22 protein-coding genes are annotated in these 19,536 nt (G+C 74.9%); 15 read left to right on the top strand and 7 right to left on the bottom strand.

All coding sequences use genetic code 11. The features are described from left to right. The first annotated feature begins 8 nt into the window (after positions 1–8). From OO63_RS42890 to OO63_RS17405, 6 genes are read left to right on the top strand one after another with little or no spacing between them, the layout of a single operon-like run. The gene (locus OO63_RS42890; protein WP_030361769.1) at positions 9–581 is read left to right on the top strand and encodes a hypothetical protein; all 573 of its coding nucleotides are present in this window, start codon (positions 9–11) and stop codon (positions 579–581) included. Next, positions 574–1,752, top strand: a complete 1,179-nt coding sequence (locus tag OO63_RS17425; RefSeq protein ID WP_030361768.1) for an SRPBCC family protein — start codon at positions 574–576, stop codon at positions 1,750–1,752. Before OO63_RS42890 ends, OO63_RS17425 begins: the two co-directional genes overlap by 8 nt. Next, positions 1,749–2,147 (top strand): gas vesicle protein, encoded by a 399-nt coding sequence (locus OO63_RS17420; RefSeq protein WP_030361767.1) that lies wholly within the window; start codon positions 1,749–1,751, stop codon positions 2,145–2,147. Before OO63_RS17425 ends, OO63_RS17420 begins: the two co-directional genes overlap by 4 nt. Further along, entirely contained in the window at positions 2,137–2,988 is an 852-nt protein-coding gene (locus OO63_RS17415) for a GvpL/GvpF family gas vesicle protein (RefSeq protein ID WP_030361766.1), read from the top strand. The genes OO63_RS17420 and OO63_RS17415 overlap by 11 nt, the downstream gene beginning before the upstream one ends. Further along, complete coding sequence (locus tag OO63_RS17410) at positions 2,985–3,275, top strand: gas vesicle protein (RefSeq protein ID WP_234311361.1); 291 nt, start codon at positions 2,985–2,987, stop codon at positions 3,273–3,275. The genes OO63_RS17415 and OO63_RS17410 overlap by 4 nt, the downstream gene beginning before the upstream one ends. Continuing rightward, positions 3,272–3,541, top strand: a complete 270-nt coding sequence (locus tag OO63_RS17405) for a gas vesicle protein K (RefSeq protein ID WP_030361764.1) — start codon at positions 3,272–3,274, stop codon at positions 3,539–3,541. The genes OO63_RS17410 and OO63_RS17405 overlap by 4 nt, the downstream gene beginning before the upstream one ends. A 65-nt stretch (positions 3,542–3,606) precedes the next feature. Here the strand turns inward: OO63_RS17405 and OO63_RS17400 are convergent, their stop codons facing one another. Both OO63_RS17400 and OO63_RS17395 read right to left on the bottom strand, forming a co-directional pair. Continuing rightward, positions 3,607–4,434: a class I SAM-dependent methyltransferase gene (locus tag OO63_RS17400; protein WP_030361763.1), complete on the bottom strand. Its 828-nt coding sequence runs from the start codon at positions 4,432–4,434 to the stop codon at positions 3,607–3,609. A gap of 124 nt (positions 4,435–4,558) precedes the next feature. Next, positions 4,559–6,046, bottom strand: a complete 1,488-nt coding sequence (locus OO63_RS17395; protein ID WP_030361762.1) for a bifunctional phosphatase PAP2/diacylglycerol kinase family protein — start codon at positions 6,044–6,046, stop codon at positions 4,559–4,561. 188 nt (positions 6,047–6,234) lie between these two features. Here OO63_RS17395 and OO63_RS17390 point away from each other — a divergent pair, with 188 nt between their 5' ends. The 3 genes from OO63_RS17390 (at position 6,235) to OO63_RS17380 (ending at position 9,951) form a co-directional block, all read left to right on the top strand. After that, on the top strand, positions 6,235–7,863 hold the full coding sequence (locus OO63_RS17390; protein WP_030361761.1) for an ABC-F family ATP-binding cassette domain-containing protein: 1,629 nt from the start codon (positions 6,235–6,237) through the stop codon (positions 7,861–7,863). A 53-nt stretch (positions 7,864–7,916) separates the two neighbouring features. Continuing rightward, a complete protein-coding gene (locus OO63_RS17385) occupies positions 7,917–8,879 on the top strand; it encodes an AraC family transcriptional regulator (RefSeq protein WP_234311360.1) in 963 nt (320 codons plus the stop codon). Positions 8,880–9,366: 487 nt separating this feature from the next. Continuing rightward, the gene (locus OO63_RS17380) at positions 9,367–9,951 is read left to right on the top strand and encodes a TIGR03086 family metal-binding protein (RefSeq protein WP_030361759.1); all 585 of its coding nucleotides are present in this window, start codon (positions 9,367–9,369) and stop codon (positions 9,949–9,951) included. A gap of 47 nt (positions 9,952–9,998) precedes the next feature. Here OO63_RS17380 and OO63_RS17375 read toward each other — a convergent pair whose 3' ends face one another. Both OO63_RS17375 and OO63_RS17370 read right to left on the bottom strand, forming a co-directional pair. Continuing rightward, positions 9,999–10,397, bottom strand: coding sequence for a CBS domain-containing protein (locus OO63_RS17375; RefSeq protein WP_030361758.1), 399 nt, complete (start codon positions 10,395–10,397; stop codon positions 9,999–10,001). A gap of 79 nt (positions 10,398–10,476) precedes the next feature. Further along, on the bottom strand, positions 10,477–10,692 hold the full coding sequence (locus tag OO63_RS17370) for a hypothetical protein (protein ID WP_033264208.1): 216 nt from the start codon (positions 10,690–10,692) through the stop codon (positions 10,477–10,479). A 277-nt stretch (positions 10,693–10,969) separates the two neighbouring features. Here OO63_RS17370 and OO63_RS17365 point away from each other — a divergent pair, with 277 nt between their 5' ends. Then, on the top strand, positions 10,970–11,938 hold the full coding sequence (locus OO63_RS17365; protein ID WP_030361757.1) for an RNA polymerase sigma factor SigF: 969 nt from the start codon (positions 10,970–10,972) through the stop codon (positions 11,936–11,938). On the opposite strand, the gene OO63_RS17360 is transcribed toward OO63_RS17365, so the two are convergent. Further along, positions 11,919–13,040 carry a PAS domain-containing protein gene (locus OO63_RS17360; protein WP_030361756.1) on the bottom strand — a complete coding sequence of 374 codons (1,122 nt, stop codon included), beginning with the start codon at positions 13,038–13,040 and terminating at the stop codon, positions 11,919–11,921. The genes OO63_RS17365 and OO63_RS17360 overlap by 20 nt on opposite strands. Positions 13,041–13,137: 97 nt before the next feature. On the opposite strand from OO63_RS17360, the gene OO63_RS17355 reads away from it, so the two are divergent. The 4 genes from OO63_RS17355 to OO63_RS17340 all read left to right on the top strand — a co-directional run bounded on the left by OO63_RS17355 (position 13,138) and on the right by OO63_RS17340 (position 17,479). Next, positions 13,138–13,839, top strand: a complete 702-nt coding sequence (locus tag OO63_RS17355; RefSeq protein ID WP_030361755.1) for an ANTAR domain-containing response regulator — start codon at positions 13,138–13,140, stop codon at positions 13,837–13,839. A 77-nt stretch (positions 13,840–13,916) separates the two neighbouring features. Next, positions 13,917–14,861, top strand: coding sequence for a hypothetical protein (locus tag OO63_RS42265; RefSeq protein WP_051810955.1), 945 nt, complete (start codon positions 13,917–13,919; stop codon positions 14,859–14,861). Between the two features lie 108 nt (positions 14,862–14,969). Then, complete coding sequence (locus OO63_RS17345; RefSeq protein ID WP_030361753.1) at positions 14,970–16,217, top strand: aminotransferase class I/II-fold pyridoxal phosphate-dependent enzyme; 1,248 nt, start codon at positions 14,970–14,972, stop codon at positions 16,215–16,217. Further along, a complete protein-coding gene (locus OO63_RS17340) occupies positions 16,214–17,479 on the top strand; it encodes an MBL fold metallo-hydrolase (RefSeq protein ID WP_234311359.1) in 1,266 nt (421 codons plus the stop codon). The genes OO63_RS17345 and OO63_RS17340 overlap by 4 nt, the downstream gene beginning before the upstream one ends. Before the next feature lie 31 nt (positions 17,480–17,510). Here the strand turns inward: OO63_RS17340 and OO63_RS17335 are convergent, their stop codons facing one another. Together OO63_RS17335 and OO63_RS17330 are read right to left on the bottom strand one after the other, a co-directional pair. Beyond that, positions 17,511–18,143 carry a DedA family protein gene (locus tag OO63_RS17335; RefSeq protein ID WP_030361751.1) on the bottom strand — a complete coding sequence of 211 codons (633 nt, stop codon included), beginning with the start codon at positions 18,141–18,143 and terminating at the stop codon, positions 17,511–17,513. Then, a complete protein-coding gene (locus OO63_RS17330; protein WP_030361750.1) occupies positions 18,140–18,937 on the bottom strand; it encodes an MBL fold metallo-hydrolase in 798 nt (265 codons plus the stop codon). Before OO63_RS17330 ends, OO63_RS17335 begins: the two co-directional genes overlap by 4 nt. Before the next feature lie 83 nt (positions 18,938–19,020). On the opposite strand from OO63_RS17330, the gene OO63_RS17325 reads away from it, so the two are divergent. Further along, positions 19,021–19,452, top strand: a complete 432-nt coding sequence (locus OO63_RS17325) for a hypothetical protein (protein WP_051810967.1) — start codon at positions 19,021–19,023, stop codon at positions 19,450–19,452. The last annotated feature ends 84 nt before the right edge of the window (positions 19,453–19,536 follow it).

The raw sequence follows: 19,536 nt of genomic DNA, 5'->3' as shown, positions 1-19,536 counted from the left end.
GGAACGTCATGAATCGACTGGCAGTGGGCCTCGCCGTGGGCGCGGGGTACCTTCTCGGACGCACGAAGAAGGCGAAACTCGCCTTCGCCGTGGGCACGATGGTGGCGGGCCGCAGGCTTCAGCTCAGCCCCGGCGCGCTCGTCGGCGCGGTGACCCGGCAACTGGAGAACAACCCGCAGTTCAAGGAGATCGGCGACCAGCTGAAGCAGGACCTGCGGGGCGTCGGCAAGGCGGCGACGGGATCGCTGCTCGACCGGCAGCTCGAAGGCCTCGCCGACCGGCTGCACGACCGCACCCTCGACGTGCGCGACCGGCTCTCCGGGGCCACGGATGCCGTGCCCGGCGCGGCCGAGGCGTCCGACAAGGCCGGGGACGCGGGCAAGAGTGCGGGCGGAGCGGCCAAGTCGGGTACGCGCAAGGCGGGTTCGGCGACGAAGAAGGCCACGTCGGCCGCCCGGGGCGAGCGCAAGAAGGGCCCGGCCCGCAAGGCGCAGGACACGCGCGGCACGGACAGCGCGCGCGGCACCCAGCGGCGTACCGCGAAGAAGGCCACCCGGGCCCGGGGAGGCAGCGATGACTGACACCCGCGAGCAGACCCGCGAGGACACCGGGAACGGCGGCCGGTCCGCCGCCCCGAACATGCTGCGGTCCGCCGCCAACAGCCCGGCGGCGGACCGCCTGAAGGACGAGGCCAAGGCCTACGCGATGGCGCAGGCCGAGCGCGCCCTGATCGGCGTCGGCCGCAAGCTCGGCGAGACCACCGTCAAGCTCAACGACATCGCCGACGGCCGCAGCCCCGGCTTCGGCAAGCTCGCCCTCGAAGGCGGCCGCAAGCTCGCCCAGGGCAAGGGCCCGGTGCGCAGCGCCCTGGAGCTGGGCGGCAGCCACCTCAAGGACTCCGTCAAGGGCGCCGTGAAGAACCTCACCGGGCGCCGCAAGAAGGGCGGCGGCGGGCAGAAGCCCACCGTCATCCTGGAGTACGTCGACGTCGGCGTGCCGGTGCGCGAGGCCTACGACCAGTGGACGCAGTTCCAGGAGTTCTCGACGTACGCCAAGGGCGTCAAGAGCGCGAGCGCCGCGGGCGACACGGACTCCGACTGGCAGCTCAAGATCTTCTGGTCGAGCCGCAGCTGGAAGGCCCACGTCACCGAGCAGGTGCCGGACCAGCGGATCTCCTGGACGTCGGAGGGCGCGAAGGGCACCACGAAGGGTGTGGTCACCTTCCACCCGCTCGGCGAGCACCTGACCCGCGTCCTGCTCGTCGTCGAGTACTACCCGAAGGGCCTGTTCGAGAAGACCGGCAACATCTGGCGGGCCCAGGGCCGCCGGGTCCGCCTCGACCTCAAGCACTTCGCCCGGCACCTCTCGATGCGCGGCGAGGCGAGCGACGGCTGGCGCGGCGAGATCCGCGACGGCGAGGTGGTGCGCGGCCACGAGGAGGCGGTCGCGGACGAGGAGCGTACGGACCAGGAGGGTTCGTACGAGGACGACGACCAGGGTGGTCACGAGGGGGAGTCCTACGACGAGCCGGACGAGGCCGACGAGGACGAGGGGGAGTACGAGGAGGTCGACGAGGACGCGCTCGCCGAGGAGGAAGGCGAGGGCGAGGAGGCCGATGAGGACGACATGCCCCCGGAGGCGGCCGACGACGGCGAGGACGTGACCGACGCCGACGACGATGCGGACTACGTCGACGACACGGACGCCGATGAAGAGCGTGTCGCGGTCGGCGGCGGCCGGAACCGCCGATGACCACGGCGAGCCGGCTGCCGGAGCCCTATCCGCAGGGCGGTGCGAACCTCGCCGACATCCTCGAACGCGTCCTGGACAAGGGCATCGTCATCGCGGGGGACATCCGGATCAACCTGCTCGACATCGAACTCCTCACCATCAAGCTCCGCCTCGTCGTCGCGTCCGTGGAGCGCGCCAAGGAAATGGGCATCGACTGGTGGGAGGACGACCCGGCGCTGTCCAGCGGCGCGCGCCGGACCGCGCTCGCGCGGGAGAACGAGGAACTGCGGCGCCGTGTCGAGCAGTTGGAGGCGGGCACGGGAGCGGAGGGCCGTGGCGCCCTCGACCGCGGCGCCGGGACGACGGACGACGGCACGGGGCAAGACGGCCGAGGAGAACGTGAACGTGAACGATGACCTGCGCTATGTGTATGCCGTGTGCCGCCCGCCGGCCGCGCCGCTGCACGCCGACCTCACCGGCGTGGGCGGCGCGCCGCCGCGCCAGCTCACCCACGAGGGCCTGGTGGCCGTCGTCAGCCCCGTGCCCGAACGGGACTTCGGCCGGGAGCCGCTGCGCGCGCACCTGGAGGACCTGCGCTGGCTGGCGGAGACGGCCCGCGCCCACCAGAACGTCGTCGCCGCCCTCGCGACGGTGACCTGTCCGCTGCCGCTGCGGCTCGCCACGGTCTTCCACGACGACAGCGGCGTACGCGCCATGCTGGAGGACGAGTCCGAGCGCCTGCACCGGATCCTGGACCGGATCGACGGCCATGTGGAGTGGGGCGTGAAGGTGTGGCTGGGTGCCGCGTCCGCGGACGGCGACGGGAGCGGGGACAGCGGGTCCGCCGCCGCGGCGTCCTCGCGCGCGCCGAGGTCGGGGCGGGACTATCTGCGCCGCCGCCGGGCCGGGAACGCCGCGCGCGAGGAGGCCCTGGCGCGGGCCGACGTGTTCGCGCGCCGCTTGCACGGCGACCTCAGCCGGTACGCGGCCGACGCGCGGCTGCACCCCGTGCAGAGCGGGCCGCTGACCGACGCCGGATCCGGCAGGAACATCCTCAACTCCGCCTATCTGGTGCCGCGTACGTGGTCCGAGGAATTCCTGGAGCTGATCGGCCGCACGGAGGGCACCCGGCCGGGGCTGCGCGTGGAGGTGACCGGGCCGTGGGCGGCGTACTCCTTCACGGACGACCCCGACGCGCGAGAGGAACCGCACGGAGGGGAGGGCGCGGCGCGCCAGGACGCGGGCGGGACGCCGTGAGCGCGTCGGACGGCCACGCCGGGCCCGGCTTCGCCGAGCCGTTCGCGCGGCGGGAGATCGCGCTCGTCGACGTGCTCGACCGGCTGCTCGCCGGTGGGGTGGTCATCACGGGCGACATCACCCTGCGCATCGCGGACGTCGACCTCGTCCGTATCGACCTGAAGGCGCTGATCAGCGCGGTCAACGCACAGGTGCCCTCGCCGTGGCCGACGGCCGGGGAGGGCGGCGGGGACCCGGGCGGGCGGGGTGCGGAGCCGGAGCGAGCGATCGAACGGGAGGCGTCATGAAGATGGACCTGGAACCGGACACCGTGGAGCGCGACCTCGTCGCCCTCGTCCTGACCGTCGTCGAGCTGCTGCGCGAGCTGATGGAGCGCCAGGCCGTCCGCCGCTTCGAGTCCGGTGAGCTGACGGAGGATCAGGAAGAGCGGGTCGGCATGACGTTGATGCTCCTGGAGGACCGCATGACGCGGCTGCGCGAGCGCTACGGGCTGCGGCCCGAGGACCTGAACCTGGACCTCGGCCCCCTGGGCCCCCTGCTGCCCCGGGACTGAGCCCGCCGCCCGCCCGGGACGGACCCCACCGCCGCCCGCGCCCCCTCCGGCCTCGGCGGCTCACCTCAGACGCGGCACAGCAACTCCCCGTGCAGCACCGTGAACCAGCCGTCCTCGGCCTGTCCCCACTCCCGCCAGGCCGCCGCGATCGCGTCGAGCTGCTCCTGGTCCGCGTGCCCGCCCGCCGTCGCGTGCTCCGCGTACGCGGACACCACCGTGCGGTCCGCCCACAGCCCGCTCCACCAGGCCCGCTCCTCGGGCGTGCTGTAGCACCAGGTGCCCGCCGACGCCGTGATGTCGGTGAACCCGGCCGCCAGCGCCCAGGATTTGAGGCGCCGCCCGGCGTCCGGCTCGCCGCCGCCTGCGCGGGCGACCCGCCGGTACAGGTCGAGCCAGTCGTCCAGGCCCGCCACGTGCGGATGCCAGGTCATCGCCTCGTAGTCGCTGTCGCGCACCGCGACGATCCCCCCAGGGCGGCACACCCGGCGCATCTCGCGCAGCGCCCGCACGGGGTCGCCGACGTGCTGGAGCACCTGGTGGGCGTGCACGACGTCGAAGGTGTCGTCGGCGTGGTCGAGGGCGTGCACGTCGGCGACGCCGAACGACACGTTGTCCAGGCCGCGGTCGGCGGCCGTGGCGCGCGCCTGGTCGAGGATGCCGGGCGCGTGGTCGACGGCGGTGACGTGGCCGTCGGGGACCAGCGCGGCCAGGTCGGCGGTGATGGTGCCCGGGCCGCATCCGACGTCCAGGATCCGCAGGTGCGGCCGGAGCGAATCGAGGAGGTAGGCCGCCGAGTTGGCGGCCGTGCGCCAGGTGTGGGAGCGCAGGACGGACTCGTGGTGGCCGTGCGTGTAGACGGCGGTCTCGGCATGCTGCTGCTGGGGTGCTGACATGACCGCACTGTAAGCCGGTCATGTCGAATGATGAGACCCCCGTCTCGCGATGTGGTCAGCCAGGTGGGCGGCTCACTGTCGACGGCGCTCGACGGCGCTCGACGGCGCTCGGTGGCGGCGCGGGTCACGTCGCCAGCGAAGGCCGGTACACAGCGAGCGCCTCCGGCAGCTTGTCGAGCAGCAACTCACCCTCGGCAGAGGTGAGTTCGCCGTCATAGGCGATCTTCGTACCGGGTGCGAGACCGTCGACGCGCAGCCGGCGCGGCCGGGCCGTGGTCTGGACGGGGGAGCGCTCCAGCGGAGCCGTCAGCGCCGCCGCGAGCAGCCGGGATCCGGGCCTGCGGCCGCCGTGCACGACGCGCACGTCCAGCAGGCCGTCGGCGAGGTCGAAGCGCCGCGTGGGCGCGGGGCCCAGGCGGTTGTACGCGCAGTTCCCGGCGAAGAGCAGCCACAGGGCCCGCTCGGTGCCGCCGATCTCGGCGCGCAGCGGGTGCTGGTCGGAGCGCAGGACCCGCGCGGCGGCGACCACGCCCGCGGGCCAGCCGCCGATCCGGGGCGACCACCGCTCCCGCTCGCGCACCAGCTCCGGGTAGACGCCGAGGCTGAAGGTGTTGAGGAAGTACCCGGACCCGGAGTGGGAGCGGAAGCGGCCCACGTCCACCGCGACCGCGTCGCCCACCTCGACGGCCCGCGCCAGCTCGCGCGGCCCCTCGACGCCCAGGTCGTACGCGAAGTGGTTGAGCGTGCCGCCGGGCAGGACCGCCAGCGGCACGCCGTGCCGCAGGGCCACCGACGCGGCCGCGTTGACCGTGCCGTCGCCGCCGCACACCCCGAGGGCGCGGGCGCGGGCCGCCGCCTTCTCCAGCTCGGCCACCAGGCCGTCCGGCGCGCACGTCACCACCTCGGCGTGCGGCAGGACGTCGAGCAGCTCGCGCACCCGGTCGGAGGTCTTCGCGCCGCTGTTGGCGACCACGACGAGGCCGCGCCCGCCGGGCAGGGCGGGGGCCTCGGCGCGCGGACGGCCGGGCAGCGGCAGCTGGGACCGGGTCGGCACCAGGCCGCGTACGGCGTACGCGGCGCCCGCGCCCAGGGCGGCACCGGCGAGGACGTCGCTCGGGAAGTGCACGCCCGTGTAGACGCGGGACAGCGCGACGGCGCCCGCGAGCGGGGCGACGGCCGCGCCGAGCCGGGGCGACTCCAGGGCCACACCGACGGCGAAGGCCGCCGCGGACGCGGCGTGCCCCGAGGGGAAGGACGTGGTGATGGGCTGCCGCTTCAGCCTGCGCACGAGCGGCACGGTGTCCAGGGCGGGCCGGGTCCGCCGCACGGAGCGCTTGCCGAGCGTGTTGATCGTCGCGGACGCCACCGCGAGGGAGGCCACGCCACGGGCGGCGGCGCGCTTGGCCCGGGGGCCCCGGGTCGCGGCGAGGGTGCCCGCCACGGCGAACCAGAGCCGCCCGTGGTTCGCGGCGTGGCTCAGCCGCGGCAGGAGCCGGTCGGCTCCCGGCCAGTGCCGGGCGGCCACGGCCTCGAAGACCCGGCGGTCCAGGGCGATCATCCGGCTCCTGGGGCCGCGGGCCGGGGACAGGGGGCGGTCGGCATCTGAGGTCATACGAGTCGCGTACCCCCCGACGGCGTTCTGCAACGGATCGACCCGCCGAGGCCCTCTGAGGCCCCCTGACGCCGTCCTGGCGGCTCGGGCACCCCCGCGCCCGCGAAATCCGCTCCGCCGGCCCGCCTCTCGCCCCCTCCCAACAATCCGTTTGCCGCCACCGAACGGCGCCCCGGAGAATCGCCCCCATGGGACATCTGGAAGCCGCGCACCTCGAGTACTACCTGCCGGACGGGCGAGCGCTGCTCGGTGACGTCTCGTTCCGGGTCGGCGAGGGCGCGGTGGTGGCGCTGGTCGGGGCGAACGGCGCGGGCAAGACGACACTGCTCCGGCTCATCGCGGGGGAGCTGCAGCCGCACGGCGGCGGCGTGACGGTGAGCGGCGGCCTCGGCGTGATGCCCCAGTTCGTCGGCTCGGTCCGCGACGGCACGACCGTGCGCGACCTGCTGGTCTCCGTGGCGCAGCCCCGCATCCGCGAGGCAGCCCGGGCCGTCGACCGCGCCGAGCACGCGATCATGACGGTCGACGACGAGGCGGCCCAGCTGGCCTACGCACAGGCACTCTCCGACTGGGCGGAGGCCCGAGGGTACGAGGCCGAGACGCTCTGGGACATCTGCACGACGGCGGCGCTCGGCGTCCCGTACGACAAGGCCCAGTGGCGCGAGGTGCGCACGCTCTCCGGCGGCGAGCAGAAGCGCCTGGTCCTGGAGGCGCTGCTGCGCGGCACCGACGAGGTGCTGCTCCTCGACGAGCCCGACAACTACCTGGACGTCCCCGGCAAGCGCTGGCTGGAGGAGCGCCTGAAGGAGACCCGCAAGACCGTCCTGTTCGTCAGCCACGACCGGGAGCTCCTCGCCCGCTCCGCCGAGAAGATCGTCAGCGTGGAGCCGAGCCCCGGCGGCTCGGAGGTGTGGGTGCACGGCGCGGGCTTCGCGACGTACCACGAGGCGCGGCAGGAGCGCTTCGAGCGCTTCGAGGAGCTGCGCCGCCGCTGGGACGAGAAGCACGCCCAGCTCAAGAAGCTCGTCCTGGACATGCAGCAGTACGCCAAGCGCAGCGACGAGATGGCGTCGCGCTACCAGGCGGCCAAGACCAGGCTGCGCAAGTTCGAGGAGGCGGGACCGCCGCCCGAGCCGCCGCGCAAGCAGGAGATCACCATGCGCCTGCACGGCGGCCGCACCGGAGTGCGCGCCGTCACCTGCAAGAACCTCGAACTGACCGGCCTGATGAAACCCTTCGACCTGGAGGTCTTCTACGGCGAGCGCGTCGCCGTCCTCGGCTCCAACGGCTCCGGAAAGTCGCACTTCCTGCGCCTCCTCGCGGGTGACGCCGACAACCCGGTGGCCCACACGGGGGAGTGGAAGCTCGGCGCGCGCGTCGTGCCGGGACACTTCGCGCAGACCCACGCCCACCCGGAGCTGATCGGCCGCACCCTCCTCGACATCCTGTGGCGCGAGCACGCCAAGGACAGGGGCGCGGCGATGTCACGGCTGCGCCGCTACGAACTCACCGGGCAGGCCGAGCAGCGCTTCGAGAAGCTCTCCGGCGGCCAGCAGGCCCGCTTCCAGATCCTGCTCCTGGAGCTGGAGGGCGCCACCGCCCTGCTGCTCGACGAGCCCACCGACAACCTCGACCTGGAGTCGGCCGAGGCACTGCAGGAGGGCCTTGAGGCGTACGAGGGCACGGTGCTCGCCGTGACCCACGACCGCTGGTTCGCCCGCTCCTTCGACCGGTACCTGGTCTTCGGCGCCGACGGCCGGGTCCGGGAGACCCCGGAGGCCGTATGGGACGAGCAAAGAGTGGAACGGGCCCGCTAGCGCGCCGGGTAGCGTGGTGAAACCACGCCGTACGCTGCGCAGTTGGAGAGACCGTGGCTGTCAGGACGCCCTTTCGGACCAGTGATGTGGACGAGGCCCGGGAGGTGTTGGTAGCTGCCTACTACAGCAACTTCCTCGACGTGCTGGACCGGCAGCGGTCCTTCCGGGCCGAGTTCGCCATCGGGCGGCTCGGCGCGGTCACTGTCGGGGGCCTCACCTGCAATACGGACGTGCGGGTGCGCCTCGGGGAACTCGGGGCGTACCACGTCAACATCCCGCTCAGCGGCCACATGACGTGGCGTCAGGGCTCCGCCGCCCCGGTGCTCACCACGCCCGACAGCGCCGCCGTCTACCAGCCGTGCGGCGACACCGTCGTCGACCGCTGGTCGGGCGACTGCCGGGTGCTCGCCGTGAAGCTGGACCGGGTGGCCCTGGAGGAGTGCCTGGAGACCCTGCTCGACCGGCCCGCCCGCGGCCCGGTCCCGTTCGACCCGGGCTTCGACACCGGCCAGGGGCCCGGCCGGAGCTGGACCCGGCTCGTGCGCGCGGTCGCGGACGACCTCCTCGACGAGTCCGCGACACTGAGCGGATCCCTGGTGGCCGCCCCCCTCCAGGAGGCGCTCCTGAACGGCTTCCTGCTCGCCGCCGGACACCGCTGGCGCGACCAGCTCACCGACCCCGTCGCCCGGCTGCGGCCCGCCCCGGTCAAGCGCGCCATGGACGCCGTACAGGAGCGGCCCGAGCACCCCTTCACCGCGGCGACCCTCGCCGCCGAGGCCCGCGTCGGGGTGCGCTGGCTCCAGGAGGCCTTCCGCCGCTATGTGGGGATGTCCCCGATGGCGTACGTACGCGATGTGCGCCTCCAGCGTGTGCGGGACGAACTGCGCGCGGCTGTGCCCGAGGAGCAGTGCGTGAGCGCCGTCGCCCACCGCTGGGGCTTCACGCACCTCGGGCGGTTCGCCGAGCAGTACCGGGCGCGCTTCGGGGAACTGCCGTCGCAGACGCTGCGCGGGTGAGTCGCGCGAGTGACCGGTGTGCCGGTGAGCTGCGCGGGTGAGTGGTGCGCGGGCGACTGGTGTGCGGCCGCGCGCGGGGTGGTGCGGCGTGGTCCGTGACGCGGAACGGCGTGTCGCGGTGCGTTATTCGGACACCGGGCGCGTCGAGCGGATCGTCGGCTCCGGGGTGCCCGCCTAGGGTGTCGCTGGTGCCGGATGGACCGGTCGCCGTCGCGGGAGCCCTAGCCTTCTTCCGGGGCGTCGGCCGTGGACGGAACCCCGGTGCTTCCGGCCCGGCGCAGTCCGCCGGGCCGGCTCGGACCAGCGGGCCCGGTCGCTCCCCCTCGGCACCCACGCGGTGCCATCGGGCCCGCTTCTTCCGGCCTCCCTTTTCCGGCTTTTCCGGCCATCCGGCCGCCTCCCGCTGCCCGGCCCGCCCGCCGGGGCCACACTCGAAGGTGCGTGCGCGTGCGGCGGTGCCGCGCACCTCAGACGCACCGGAGGCGGCATGAGCACGACCGGCACCACCCCCCTGCTGCGGCGCCACGGCCGGGCCGTCGACCTGTTCACCGGCCGGGTGCACGCCGTCCGCGCCGACCAGTGGGACGCGCCGACGCCCTGTGCCGAGTGGACGGTGCGGGACCTTGTCGGCCACCTCGTCTTCGAGCAGCTGTGGGTCCCGCCGCTGGTCCGCGACGGCGCCACCATCGCGGCCGTCGGCGACGCCTTCGACGGCGACGTCCTCGGCCCCGACCCGGTCGCCGCCTGGGACACCGCGGCCGACGCGGCCCGCGCCGCGTTCGGCGAACCCGGTGCCCTGGACCGCGCCGTGCACCTCTCGTACGGCGAGACACCCGCGACCGACTACTGCGCCCAGATGGTCACCGACCTCGTCGTGCACACCTGGGACCTGTCCCGGGCGATCGGCGCCGACGAGCGGCTCCCGGACGACCTCGTCGCCGACGCCGTACGCGAAGTGACGCCGTACGCAGCCGAGTTGAGCAAGAGCGGCCTGTTCGCGCCCGCCGTGCAGCCCCCGCCGGGAGCGGACGCCCAGACCGCGCTCCTGAACCTGCTGGGCCGCACCCCTTGACGCCCGGGTGACGCCCGGGTGACGCCGGAGCCTTCGGAGCCCGTCCCTCAGCGTCCGTCCCAGGCGCCCCGCTCGACCGGCAGGTCACCGATGCACAGCATGCCCACGGGCCTGCCGTCCTCGACGACGGGCAGCCGGTGCACCGCGTGGGCCCGCATCAGGCCGAGGGCCTCCGACACCGCGTCGTCCGGGGCGACCACCACGGGGTTCGGCGTGCACACGGACTGCGCGCTGACCGTCAGCGGGTCGGCGCCGTCGGCCACGGCACGCAGGGTGATGTCCCGGTCGGTGAGCACTCCGAGGACCTGACCGCCGCCCGTCACGACGACACCGCCGATGTCCTCGGCGCGCATCAGTTGCGCGGCCTCCACCAGGGAGGCGTCGGGCCTGACCGCCGCCACTCCCGGTGTCATGACTTCCCTCACGTACCGCTCCGTCCGCTCCATGGCTTGAGCCCCTCTTTTCCGTCCGACCGGTCTCGCGGTCCGAGCCACCGCCGTCCGGGTGCCCATCCGGCGGGGGTTCTCACATCGAGGTTCCACGGACCGGGGAGCCCGGGGAGCCCGGGCGCGGCGTCGCGGCGTCGCTCCGGGGGCGGGTGCCGCCGAAGCCGCTCATCGGGTCCGGCACGAGACCCTCGGCCCGCGCCAGCCACTGCCGGAACATCGAGAAGCCGGTGTACGACCAGGAGACGTCCGGACTTTCGGCTTCGGCGCCCGCCGGGTACAGCATCAGCCCCACGTGCGCTCCTCTGCTGGTCGGCGGTCTGACGCACAGGATTCGGCGGCCCGACGCACAGGATACGGAGGCGACCTCCCCCGGACGGTGCGGCTCCGGTCTGCCCGTGCGGGCGTTTGCCGCGCGGAGCCCGGGGCAGGCGGAAGGGCAGTGCTTCGGACCGGAGGCACGTCCGTGGGAGCGGTTGTGCTCGCCCGGGTGTGCCCAGGTGCGATGAGCGCACGCCCTCCCACGGTGACCGTCCACACCAGGCACCGGCTCAAAGGGAGTTGCACGCATCATGCGATCCGATGCAGCACGATTCCAGGACACGCCCCGTCACCACGGCGCGGTCCGCCCCGCACACTCCAAGACCCCGCACCCCCAGCCTCCGCACCCCCAGCCGCCGCGTCCGCAGCGGTCGCGGTCCAAGCGGCACCCGCACGACGACGCCCCCGACACCGCCGCGGCCTTCCGGCGGCTGTGCGAACTGCCCCACGGACCCGAGCGCGACGCCCTGCGCGAAGAACTCGTGCGGGCCTGGCTGCCCATGGCCGAACGGCTCGCGGGCCGCTTCCGCAACCGCGGCGAAGCCCTCGACGACCTCCGTCAGGTCGCCGCCCTCGGCCTGGTCAAGGCCGTCGACCGCTACGACCCCGAGCGCGGCAACGCCTTCGAGAGCTACGCCGTGCCGACCGTCACCGGCGAGATCAAGCGCCACTTCCGCGACCACATGTGGACGCTGCACGTGCCCCGCCGGGTCCAGGACCTGCGCAACCGTGTGCGGTTCGCCTGCCAGGACCTGACCCAGACCACCCCCGGACGCCACCCCAGCGTCGCCGAGATCGCCGAGCGCGCCGGGATGAGCGAGGAGGACGCGGCGACCGGACTCGAAGCGCTCGACAGCTTCACCGCGCTGTCCCTGGACGCCGAACTCCCCGGCAGCGACGACGGCTACGCCCTGCGGGACACCCTCGGCGGCCCCGACCCGGCGCTCGACGTCGTCGTCGACCGCGAGGCCGTCAAACCCCGCCTCGCGCAACTCCCGGAACGCGAGCGCACCATCCTCTACCTGCGGTTCTTCCGCGACATGACACAGAGCCGCATCGCCGAGCACCTGGGCATCTCCCAGATGCACGTGTCGCGTCTGATCAGCCGCTGCTGCGGGCGGATGCGCGAGGAGGTCCTGCGCGAGGCCACCCACCACGCGGCCGCCGCCCGGCACGAGGACCGGGCCCGCGCCGCCCGGGTCACCCCGAGCGCCGCATAGCCAGGGCGATGTGCCGGGACATCACATCCACGGCGCGCGCCTCCGCCATCGAGAACGCGAGGCGCGCGCCGGTCCTGAACAGGCTGAGCACCCCTTCGACCGGACCGCCCGGGCCCGGCGTGATCGGCACGCACAGCAGGGACGTGACGTGCGCGCGCACCAGGACCGGGGCGCCGCTCGCGTCCCGGCCGAAGCTGTCCGGCGGATCCGGCCGCACCTGCAGCGTCGGCGCCCCGCAGCGCGCCGTCTCCATGACCAGCGGACAGTCGGCCGGATCCTGCGCGAGCACGTCGGCGACCGGTCCGTCCTCGGGGCCGAGGACCGTGCGCCGCCGCGGCCGCTCGGCGTCCTCGTCGGCGATCACCCAGTCGGCGAACCGGCCGTGCAGCACCTCGGGGACCCGGGCGAGCACCCGGCCGGGGTCCCCGCCCGGCGCGGTGAGCAGCGCGACCGTCATGGCGTCGGTCAGCTCCAGGAGTTCGGCGTTGCGGGTCGCCTCCGCGAGGTCGGGGACGCGCCCCCGTACGCTGCGCGGCATCGGGTCCCGGGTGCCCGGCGGCTGCAGGACGACGAGGACGACCGTGCGGGGCTCGTTGCCGGGGTGCAGCGCGGTCAGCGTCGCCTGCACCGGGACCCCCGGCTGGTGCTGAAGTCGGACCGTCAGGCTGCGGTCGCCCTCCCTGCGGGCCACCGCGGCGGCCTGCGAGCGGAACGCGGTCCGGTCGGACGGCGTCAGGACTCCGGCGAGCGGCCGCCCCGTCGCGTACCCGCCGCGCAGACCCGTGAGATCCGCCGCCGCGGCGTTCAGGCGCCGCACCACCGTCTCGCCGTCGACCAGCGCGACCGGCAGCGGGAACCGCTGGAAGACGGCGCGCAGCAGCCGCTGTTCGTCCCGTACCGCTGTCGTGCCCATCGCCGGGCCGTCCGCGTTGAGCCGCTCGTAGCCGGGCCACAGCCGCTCCGCCACGTGGTCGAGTTCGAACAGGGCCGCGTCGAGCATGGTGCGCAGGTCGCCGGAGGGGACCGTGCGCGATGTCTTCAACTCCGCGACCCGGCGCACGAAATCCGCCAGGTCCTCGCCGAAACGGTCGGTGTCCGCCATGCCATGAACGTAGCGCGTGGGGCCGTTTCCCGGGGGAGTCACCGGGAACTCGAAAAAGAGAAAAGAGGGAGACCAGGAGGCGAGGAGGCGCGTCCCGATGCCGATGCTGCCCGGAGCGGACGGCCCGGAATCCACCCTGCCGGCGCGCAGGCTCTCAGAACTGGCCGAACAGGCGCTGCGCTGCACCACGGAGTGCTGCGGCGCCGGCGTGACCGTCACCGAGGGCGGCCAGATGCATCCGGCCGCCGTCACCCACCCCGACCTGTCGGGCCTCGTCTCGGCGCAGCTGCGCTCCGGCGACGGGCCCATCCCCGCGGCCCAGGAGCGGGGCGCGCCGGTGGACGCGGGGGACCTGCTGCACGACGACCGGTGGCCGGAGTACCGCGCGCTCGCCCTGGACTCCGGGGTCCGCGCGAGTGTCACGCTGCCTTTCCGGCGCTCGGGGCTCACCCTCACCCTCACGCTGTTCAGCTTCCGCCCCGGCACCCTGGACGACGCGGGCTGCGGCCCCGCGCAGGCACTCGGCGACCTCGCGGCGGCGGGCCTGGTCCGCGACCGGCACTACCGCGCCGCGCTCACCGAACTGGACCACCTGGGCGAGGCGCTGCGCACGCGCCCCGTCGTCGACCAGGCGTGCGGCATCATCATGCACATCGTGACCTGCGACGCCGACCGCGCCTTCACCCTGCTGCGCCGCATCTCCCAGCAGTCCAACCGCAAACTCGCCGAAGTGGCGGCGGCGCTGGTCCAGACGCGGGGCAGGGGTCTTGAGGACGAGCTGACGGCACTGGCCGAGTGAGCCGCGGGCCGGGCCCGCGGTCACCCGGCCGGAGGCCACACCGCGCGGATGACGCACCCCCACGCTCGAATGACCTCATGCGCACTTCCGTCCCGCACCTCGCCCTGACCCTGACCACGGCCGCCCTCTGCACCCTCGCCGCCGCCCCGTCCGCGTACGCGGGAGACGCCACCGCCGAAGTGACCCCCACGCACCTCGCCCCCGGCGAACAGATCACCGTCTCCGTGTCCTGCCCCGACACCGGCGGCACACCTCCGCAGACCATGACCGCGAGCTCCCAGGCCTTCGAGCAGGGCAGCGTCCAGCTCCACCGCGTCCAGACCGGCCAGGGGCTCCCGGACGAACGGCAGCACGAGCAGGCCGACCCGTACGGCCTCACCGACCCGCAGGGAACGGACCCGCAGGGACTCGAACCCGACAGCGAGCCCGGCCTGGAGCCCGACCTGGGGACCATGCCCGGCGAGGAGTTCGACCCCGGGACGGGGACGGACATGGGGTCGGGGACGGACATGGGGGCGGGCACGGGGACAGGGACGGACACGGGGGTGGGGGACGAGGCCGGGATCAGGGGCGACGCCGAGAACGCAGCGAACGGGGACGCCGCTGCGAACGGCGATGACGGCGCGAACGGCGACGACGCCGGGAACCACGACGACGGCGCGAACAGCGGCGGCGCCGGGGTCGCCTACCAGGGCACAGCCCGCATTGCCGCCGCCGCGTCCTTCGAAGGCGGCGGCCCGAACGCCGTCGGCCCCGAGTCGCAGTGGGCCGTGGACGGCGCCTGCCACGACGACGGCCGGTGGAAGGCGACGTTCACCGTCACCCGTACCGCCCACACCCCCACCCACCGGCCCACGCACACCCCCACCCATACGGCCCCCGCCGCCCACGGCGTCCACGCCGGCCGTGACGGCGGCTTCACCGACTCGCCGGCGGCGCTCGCCGCGGGCGGCCTGCTGGTCAGCGGGGCCCTGGGCGCCGCCGTGCACCGGCTGCGCCGCGACCGGACGTCCGCTCGCTGACCGCCGGTCAGGTCAAGCGGCCGACCACCGGGACGTGGAGCGGCGCCGCCGTGGGTACGGAGACACCCGACGGCACACGAGAGGTCACGGGAGCGCACGGAGGTACCCATGCGGCGGACGGACCACGAGGGCCGCGGCCGCGTCCGGTACGGCCCGCCCCTGCCGGAGCCGGGGCTCCCGGTCCTCGCGGAGCTGACCGCCGTCCTCGCGTCCGCCGCGGGCCGCTCGCACGCGCAGCCGCCCGGCGGCGGCCCGGCGCTTCTGGACGCGGCCTGCGGCTACTGGACCCGGCGCGGCCTGCCCGCCGAGCGCGACCACGTCGCCGCCGCGCCCGGAGCCGCGCCGCTGCTGCTCGCGCTCACCGCGGCCGTCGGCGGCGACGTCCTCCTGCCCCGCCCGTGCGCCGCCTGGTGGGAGCCCCAGGTACGCCTCCTCGGCCGGTCGGTGTACCACGTGCCGACGCCCGCCGAGTGCGGCGGCGTGCCCGACCCGTACGCCCTCCTCGAAACCGTCCGCCGCGTCCGCGTCGAGGGCGGCTCGCCGCGCCTGCTCGTGATGTCGGTCGCCGACGACCCGACGGCCACGGTGCCGCCGCCGGAGGTCGTGCTCGAGGCCGTCGAGGCGGCGGCGGGCGAGGGCCTGCACATCGTCAGCGACGAGACCTGGCGCGACACCCTGCACCGCCCCCGCGAGACCGTCCTGGTCGGCCCCGCCGAGATGGCCCCCGAACGGGTCACCGTCGTCTGCGACCTGTCCGGCGCCTTCCTGCCGCCCGCGCTGCCCGCCGCCGTCGCCCGGTTCCCGGCGGGTGGCCCCGCGGCGGCCCTGCGCGCCCGCGTCCTCGACGTCCTCACCGCGCTCGGCGCGTCCCCGGCCGCGCCGGTCGCCGCCGCGGCCGCGTACGCCCTGGGGGAGCCGGACGAGATCACCGCCCGCCTGGCCGCGGCGACGAGGCTGCACGCGCGCGTTGCCGTCGCCCTGCGGCAGGCGGTGGTCGCGGCGGGCGGCTTCGCCCGGCCGCCGAGCGCGGGGCGGCACCTGTACGCCGACCTCGGGCCGCTGCGCTCCGAGCTGGCGGCGCGCGGGGTGGGCGACGCGCAGGACCTGGAGGACTTCCTGGGCGACCGCCTCGGCATGCCCGCCCCCGGCGGCCACCGCTTCGGCGACGACATCGCCGCGCTGCGCGTCCGCCTCTCCACGGGGCCGCTCCTCGGCACGGACCCGGGGGAGCGGATGGCCGCGCTCGGCGCCCCCGACCCCCTGGAACTGCCGCATGTGGAACGGGCGTTGACCTCGTTCGCAGCGGCCTTCGACGACCTCCGTGCCGAAGCACAGCGATGGGAGCATCCTCGGTGACGCAGCAGACGCAGCAGCAGCCACGGGACAGCGAACAGACGGAGCAGACACAGCCGGTACGACGGGGCCGGGAGGCGCAGGACGGTGGGGGCGGGCTCGACGGCGGCGGGGGCCGGTCGGAGACCCGGGACGCACGAGGTGGGCGCGACCGGACGGAGACACGGGTCGCGCAGGACGTACGGGGCGACGCGGGCGGGCCGCAGGCGCGGGACGCGGCGCGGGGTGGAGGTGGCGGGCCGCAGGCGCGGGGCGTGCCGGACGGGCGGGGTGCGCGGGCCGTCCGGACCGGGGCCGTCCCGGTCGCTCCCCGTACCCCCGGCACCGTCCGGCTGTGGCCCAAGTCCTTTGCCGACCGGCTCACCGCGCCGCTGCCCGGCCTCCGGGCCTTCGCGCGGTTCGCCCGCGAGGGGGCGCTGAGGCCGCCGCTCGCGGCGCTCGCCGACATTCCGCGGCTGCCGTACGAACCGGGTCCGCTGCCCCGCGTCGACTCCCGCACGGTCGCGGTGACCTGGGTCGGGCACGCCAGCTGGGTGGTGCGCGTCGGTGGGCTCACCGTCCTCACCGACCCCGTCTGGTCCCGCAGGATCCTCGGCACCCCCGCCCGGGTCACGCCCGTCGGTGTCCCCTGGAGCGCGCTGCCCCGCGTCGACGCCGTGGTCATCAGCCACAACCACTACGACCACCTGGACGCGCCCACCCTCAGAAGGCTCCCGCGCGACACCCCCGTCCTCGTCCCCGCGGGCCTCGCCCGGTGGTTCACGCGCCGCCGCTTCACCCGGGTCGTCGAGCTCGACTGGTGGGAGGGCGCCGAACTCGGCGGGGTCCGCTTCGACTTCGTACCGGCGCACCACTGGTCCAAGCGGGGGCTGCGGGACACCTGCCGGAGCCTGTGGGGCGGCTGGGTGCTCACCGACGTGGACGGGCAGCGGGTGTACTTCGCGGGGGACACGGGGTACGGGCACTGGTTCGAGCGGATCGGGGAGCGCTACCCCGGGATCGACCTGGCGCTGCTTCCCATCGGGGCGTACGAGCCGCGCTGGTGGCTGCGGGACGTGCACTGCGACCCGGAGGAGGCGGTGCGGGCCGCGCTGGACGTGGGGGCGCGGCGGATGGCGCCCATGCACTGGGGGACGTTCCTGCTGTCGGCGGAGCCGGTCCTGGAGCCGCTGGCGCGGGTACGGGACGCCTGGGCGGCGGCCGGGAGGGAGCGGGGGGAGCTGTGGGATCTGCCGGTGGGCGGGTCCCGGGTGCTTCCTGGCTGAGGCGGGTGAGGCGGCCGTGGTGCCGGTGCGGTCAGGTGGCCGTCGAGCGGGTCCTGCGGAGGCGGCGCCACGCCGTCGGGGCCAGGCTGATGACGACCGTGAGGCCGACGGCCAGGGCCACGCCCTGCCAGGGTTCCGGGAACAGGGAGCCGCCGAGAATCCCGATGAGCTGGTACGTCACGGCCCAGGCCAGGCAGGCCGGGAGGTTGCCGCGGGCGAACCGGCGCAGCGGCAGCTTCGCCAGGAGGCAGGCCAGCATCACCGGGAGGCGGCCCGCGGGGACCAGGCGCGACAGGACGAGCACCAGCACGCCGTGGTCCTGGAGCTTGTCCTGGGCCTGGGCGAGCCGCTCCTCCGGAGCCCGGTCCCGGATGGCCTCCAGCCAGCGCGAGCCGTTCCTCGACCGCATGCCGCGCTGCCCGAGCCAGTACAGGCCCATGTCCCCGGCGAACGCCGCGAGCGACGCCACCCCGAACACGATGAGCAGCGCGAACGGCGACGTGTCGGTCTGGTGGAAAGCCACCACCGCCGCCGAACTCACCAGCGCGCCCGTCGGCACCACCGGCACCAGCGCGCCGAGCACCACCAGCAGGAACAGCGACGGATAGCCCACCGCCTGCTGTGTGGACTCCGGCGTCACGGTCGCCGCGGCGGCCAGGATCATCGAGCGACCTCCGGCCGTACGGACTCGCCGTGCCCGAGCCGGTGCACGGCGACGTCCGGCGCGCGGCGGGCCGCCTGGCGCACGAACTCGTCGCCGGGGCCGTGGAATTCGTGCGGCCGCACCGCGTCCATGCCGATCGGCCAGTACGTGCCGTAGTGCACCGGCACCGCGCTGCGCGGCGCGATCCGCGCCAGGGCCTCGGCGGCGCGGGCCGGATCCAGATGGCCGTGGCCCAGGTAGGGGCCCCAGCCGCCGACGGGAAGCAGCGCCACGTCGACGGGGCCCACCTCGTCGGCCATCGCGTCGAACAGGCCCGTGTCGCCCGCGAAGTACGTGCGGGCGCGGCCCTCGACGACATAGCCGAGGGCGGGGGAACGGTGCGGGCCGAGGGGGAGGCGGCGGCCGTCGTGGAGGGCGGGCACGACGCGTACGACGACGCCGCCCGTGCCGCCGCCGCTCTCGACCGGGACCTCGTCGCCCGGGGCGACCTCCGTGAAGCGCAGGTGGGACAGCTTGCGCAGGCCCGGCACGGAGCGGGGGGCGCCGCGCGGGACCAGGACGCGCGTGCCCGGGGCCAGGCGGGCCAGGGACGGCACGTGCAGATGGTCGGCGTGCAGGTGGGACAGGAGGACGACGTCCGCGACGGCGGCCTGCGCGGGCGGGAGCGCCCCTCTGCGCCGGCGCAGGTGCGCGAGACGGCGCACGAACAGCGGATCGGTCAGCACGCGGGTGCCCGAGTCCTCCACCGTGCACGTGGCATGGCCCCACCAGGTGACCGTGACGTCGGCCCGCACCCGTTCCTCCTTCGTGTGACTGTCTCCGAGCCTACGGCCAGGAGTAGTGTCGTCGGCTGACGCCAGAGGTGAGGGGGGACGCCATGGGAGATGCCGGCGGGGGGAGCGCCGCCCGCGCGGTGCGGGTCGCTGCGATCGCCAGCCTGACGCCCCTGGAGGAGCTGGACGCCGACCCCTTCCTCGTGGACTCGCGCAGCCAGCACGCCATGTGCGCGAAGTGGGCTGCCGCCCAGGGGTACGTGGTGACCCGTGAGCTGGTCGTCCGTGGCCTGCGCGCCGACCACGCCGTCCTGTGGGGCGACGTCGACGCCGGGCTCGTCGACCTCTTCGTCGTCCCCTGCCGCCGGGTGCTCGAACTCGCCCTGCGGTCCGCCGACGAGTTCACCGCGGAGTGCGCTCGGCGGGGGGTGCGGATCGAGACCGCGGGGTTCGCCGAGCCGGCGTACGACTCGGGGATGAAGGCGCGGGTGCACCGGCGGTTGTCGATGCCTACGGCTGGGTACGACGGCTGCTGAACCGGGCCCCTGGGCCTGCACCGGATCGCCCCCTCGGCCGCCGCACGGCAACCCTCCCCGCCGCTCCGCGGCGGTTCTCCCCAC

This window comes from Streptomyces alboflavus, from assembly GCF_000716675.1.
Classification (GTDB): domain Bacteria; phylum Actinomycetota; class Actinomycetes; order Streptomycetales; family Streptomycetaceae; genus Streptomyces; species Streptomyces alboflavus.
Note: the sequence above shows the minus strand (reverse complement) of the source record. Positions and strands in the feature narration are given on the sequence as shown.

Bases quoted from the DNA above. Each gene is read 5' to 3' on its own strand.
- OO63_RS42890 (WP_030361769.1), top strand. From the start codon at position 9: ATGAATCGACTGGCAGTGGGCCTCGCCGTGGGCGCGGGGTACCTTCTC.
- OO63_RS17375 (WP_030361758.1), bottom strand. From the start codon at position 10,397: ATGGAGCGGACGGAGCGGTACGTGAGGGAAGTCATGACACCGGGAGTG.
- OO63_RS17425 (WP_030361768.1), top strand. From the start codon at position 574: ATGACTGACACCCGCGAGCAGACCCGCGAGGACACCGGGAACGGCGGC.
- OO63_RS17400 (WP_030361763.1), bottom strand. From the start codon at position 4,434: ATGTCAGCACCCCAGCAGCAGCATGCCGAGACCGCCGTCTACACGCAC.
- OO63_RS17395 (WP_030361762.1), bottom strand. From the start codon at position 6,046: ATGACCTCAGATGCCGACCGCCCCCTGTCCCCGGCCCGCGGCCCCAGG.
- OO63_RS42265 (WP_051810955.1), top strand. From the start codon at position 13,917: ATGCGCACTTCCGTCCCGCACCTCGCCCTGACCCTGACCACGGCCGCC.
- OO63_RS17420 (WP_030361767.1), top strand. From the start codon at position 1,749: ATGACCACGGCGAGCCGGCTGCCGGAGCCCTATCCGCAGGGCGGTGCG.
- OO63_RS17360 (WP_030361756.1), bottom strand. From the start codon at position 13,040: ATGGCGGACACCGACCGTTTCGGCGAGGACCTGGCGGATTTCGTGCGC.
- OO63_RS17390 (WP_030361761.1), top strand. From the start codon at position 6,235: ATGGGACATCTGGAAGCCGCGCACCTCGAGTACTACCTGCCGGACGGG.
- OO63_RS17380 (WP_030361759.1), top strand. From the start codon at position 9,367: ATGAGCACGACCGGCACCACCCCCCTGCTGCGGCGCCACGGCCGGGCC.
- OO63_RS17335 (WP_030361751.1), bottom strand. From the start codon at position 18,143: ATGATCCTGGCCGCCGCGGCGACCGTGACGCCGGAGTCCACACAGCAG.
- OO63_RS17325 (WP_051810967.1), top strand. From the start codon at position 19,021: ATGGGAGATGCCGGCGGGGGGAGCGCCGCCCGCGCGGTGCGGGTCGCT.
- OO63_RS17355 (WP_030361755.1), top strand. From the start codon at position 13,138: ATGCCGATGCTGCCCGGAGCGGACGGCCCGGAATCCACCCTGCCGGCG.
- OO63_RS17405 (WP_030361764.1), top strand. From the start codon at position 3,272: ATGAAGATGGACCTGGAACCGGACACCGTGGAGCGCGACCTCGTCGCC.
- OO63_RS17365 (WP_030361757.1), top strand. From the start codon at position 10,970: ATGCGATCCGATGCAGCACGATTCCAGGACACGCCCCGTCACCACGGC.
- OO63_RS17345 (WP_030361753.1), top strand. From the start codon at position 14,970: ATGCGGCGGACGGACCACGAGGGCCGCGGCCGCGTCCGGTACGGCCCG.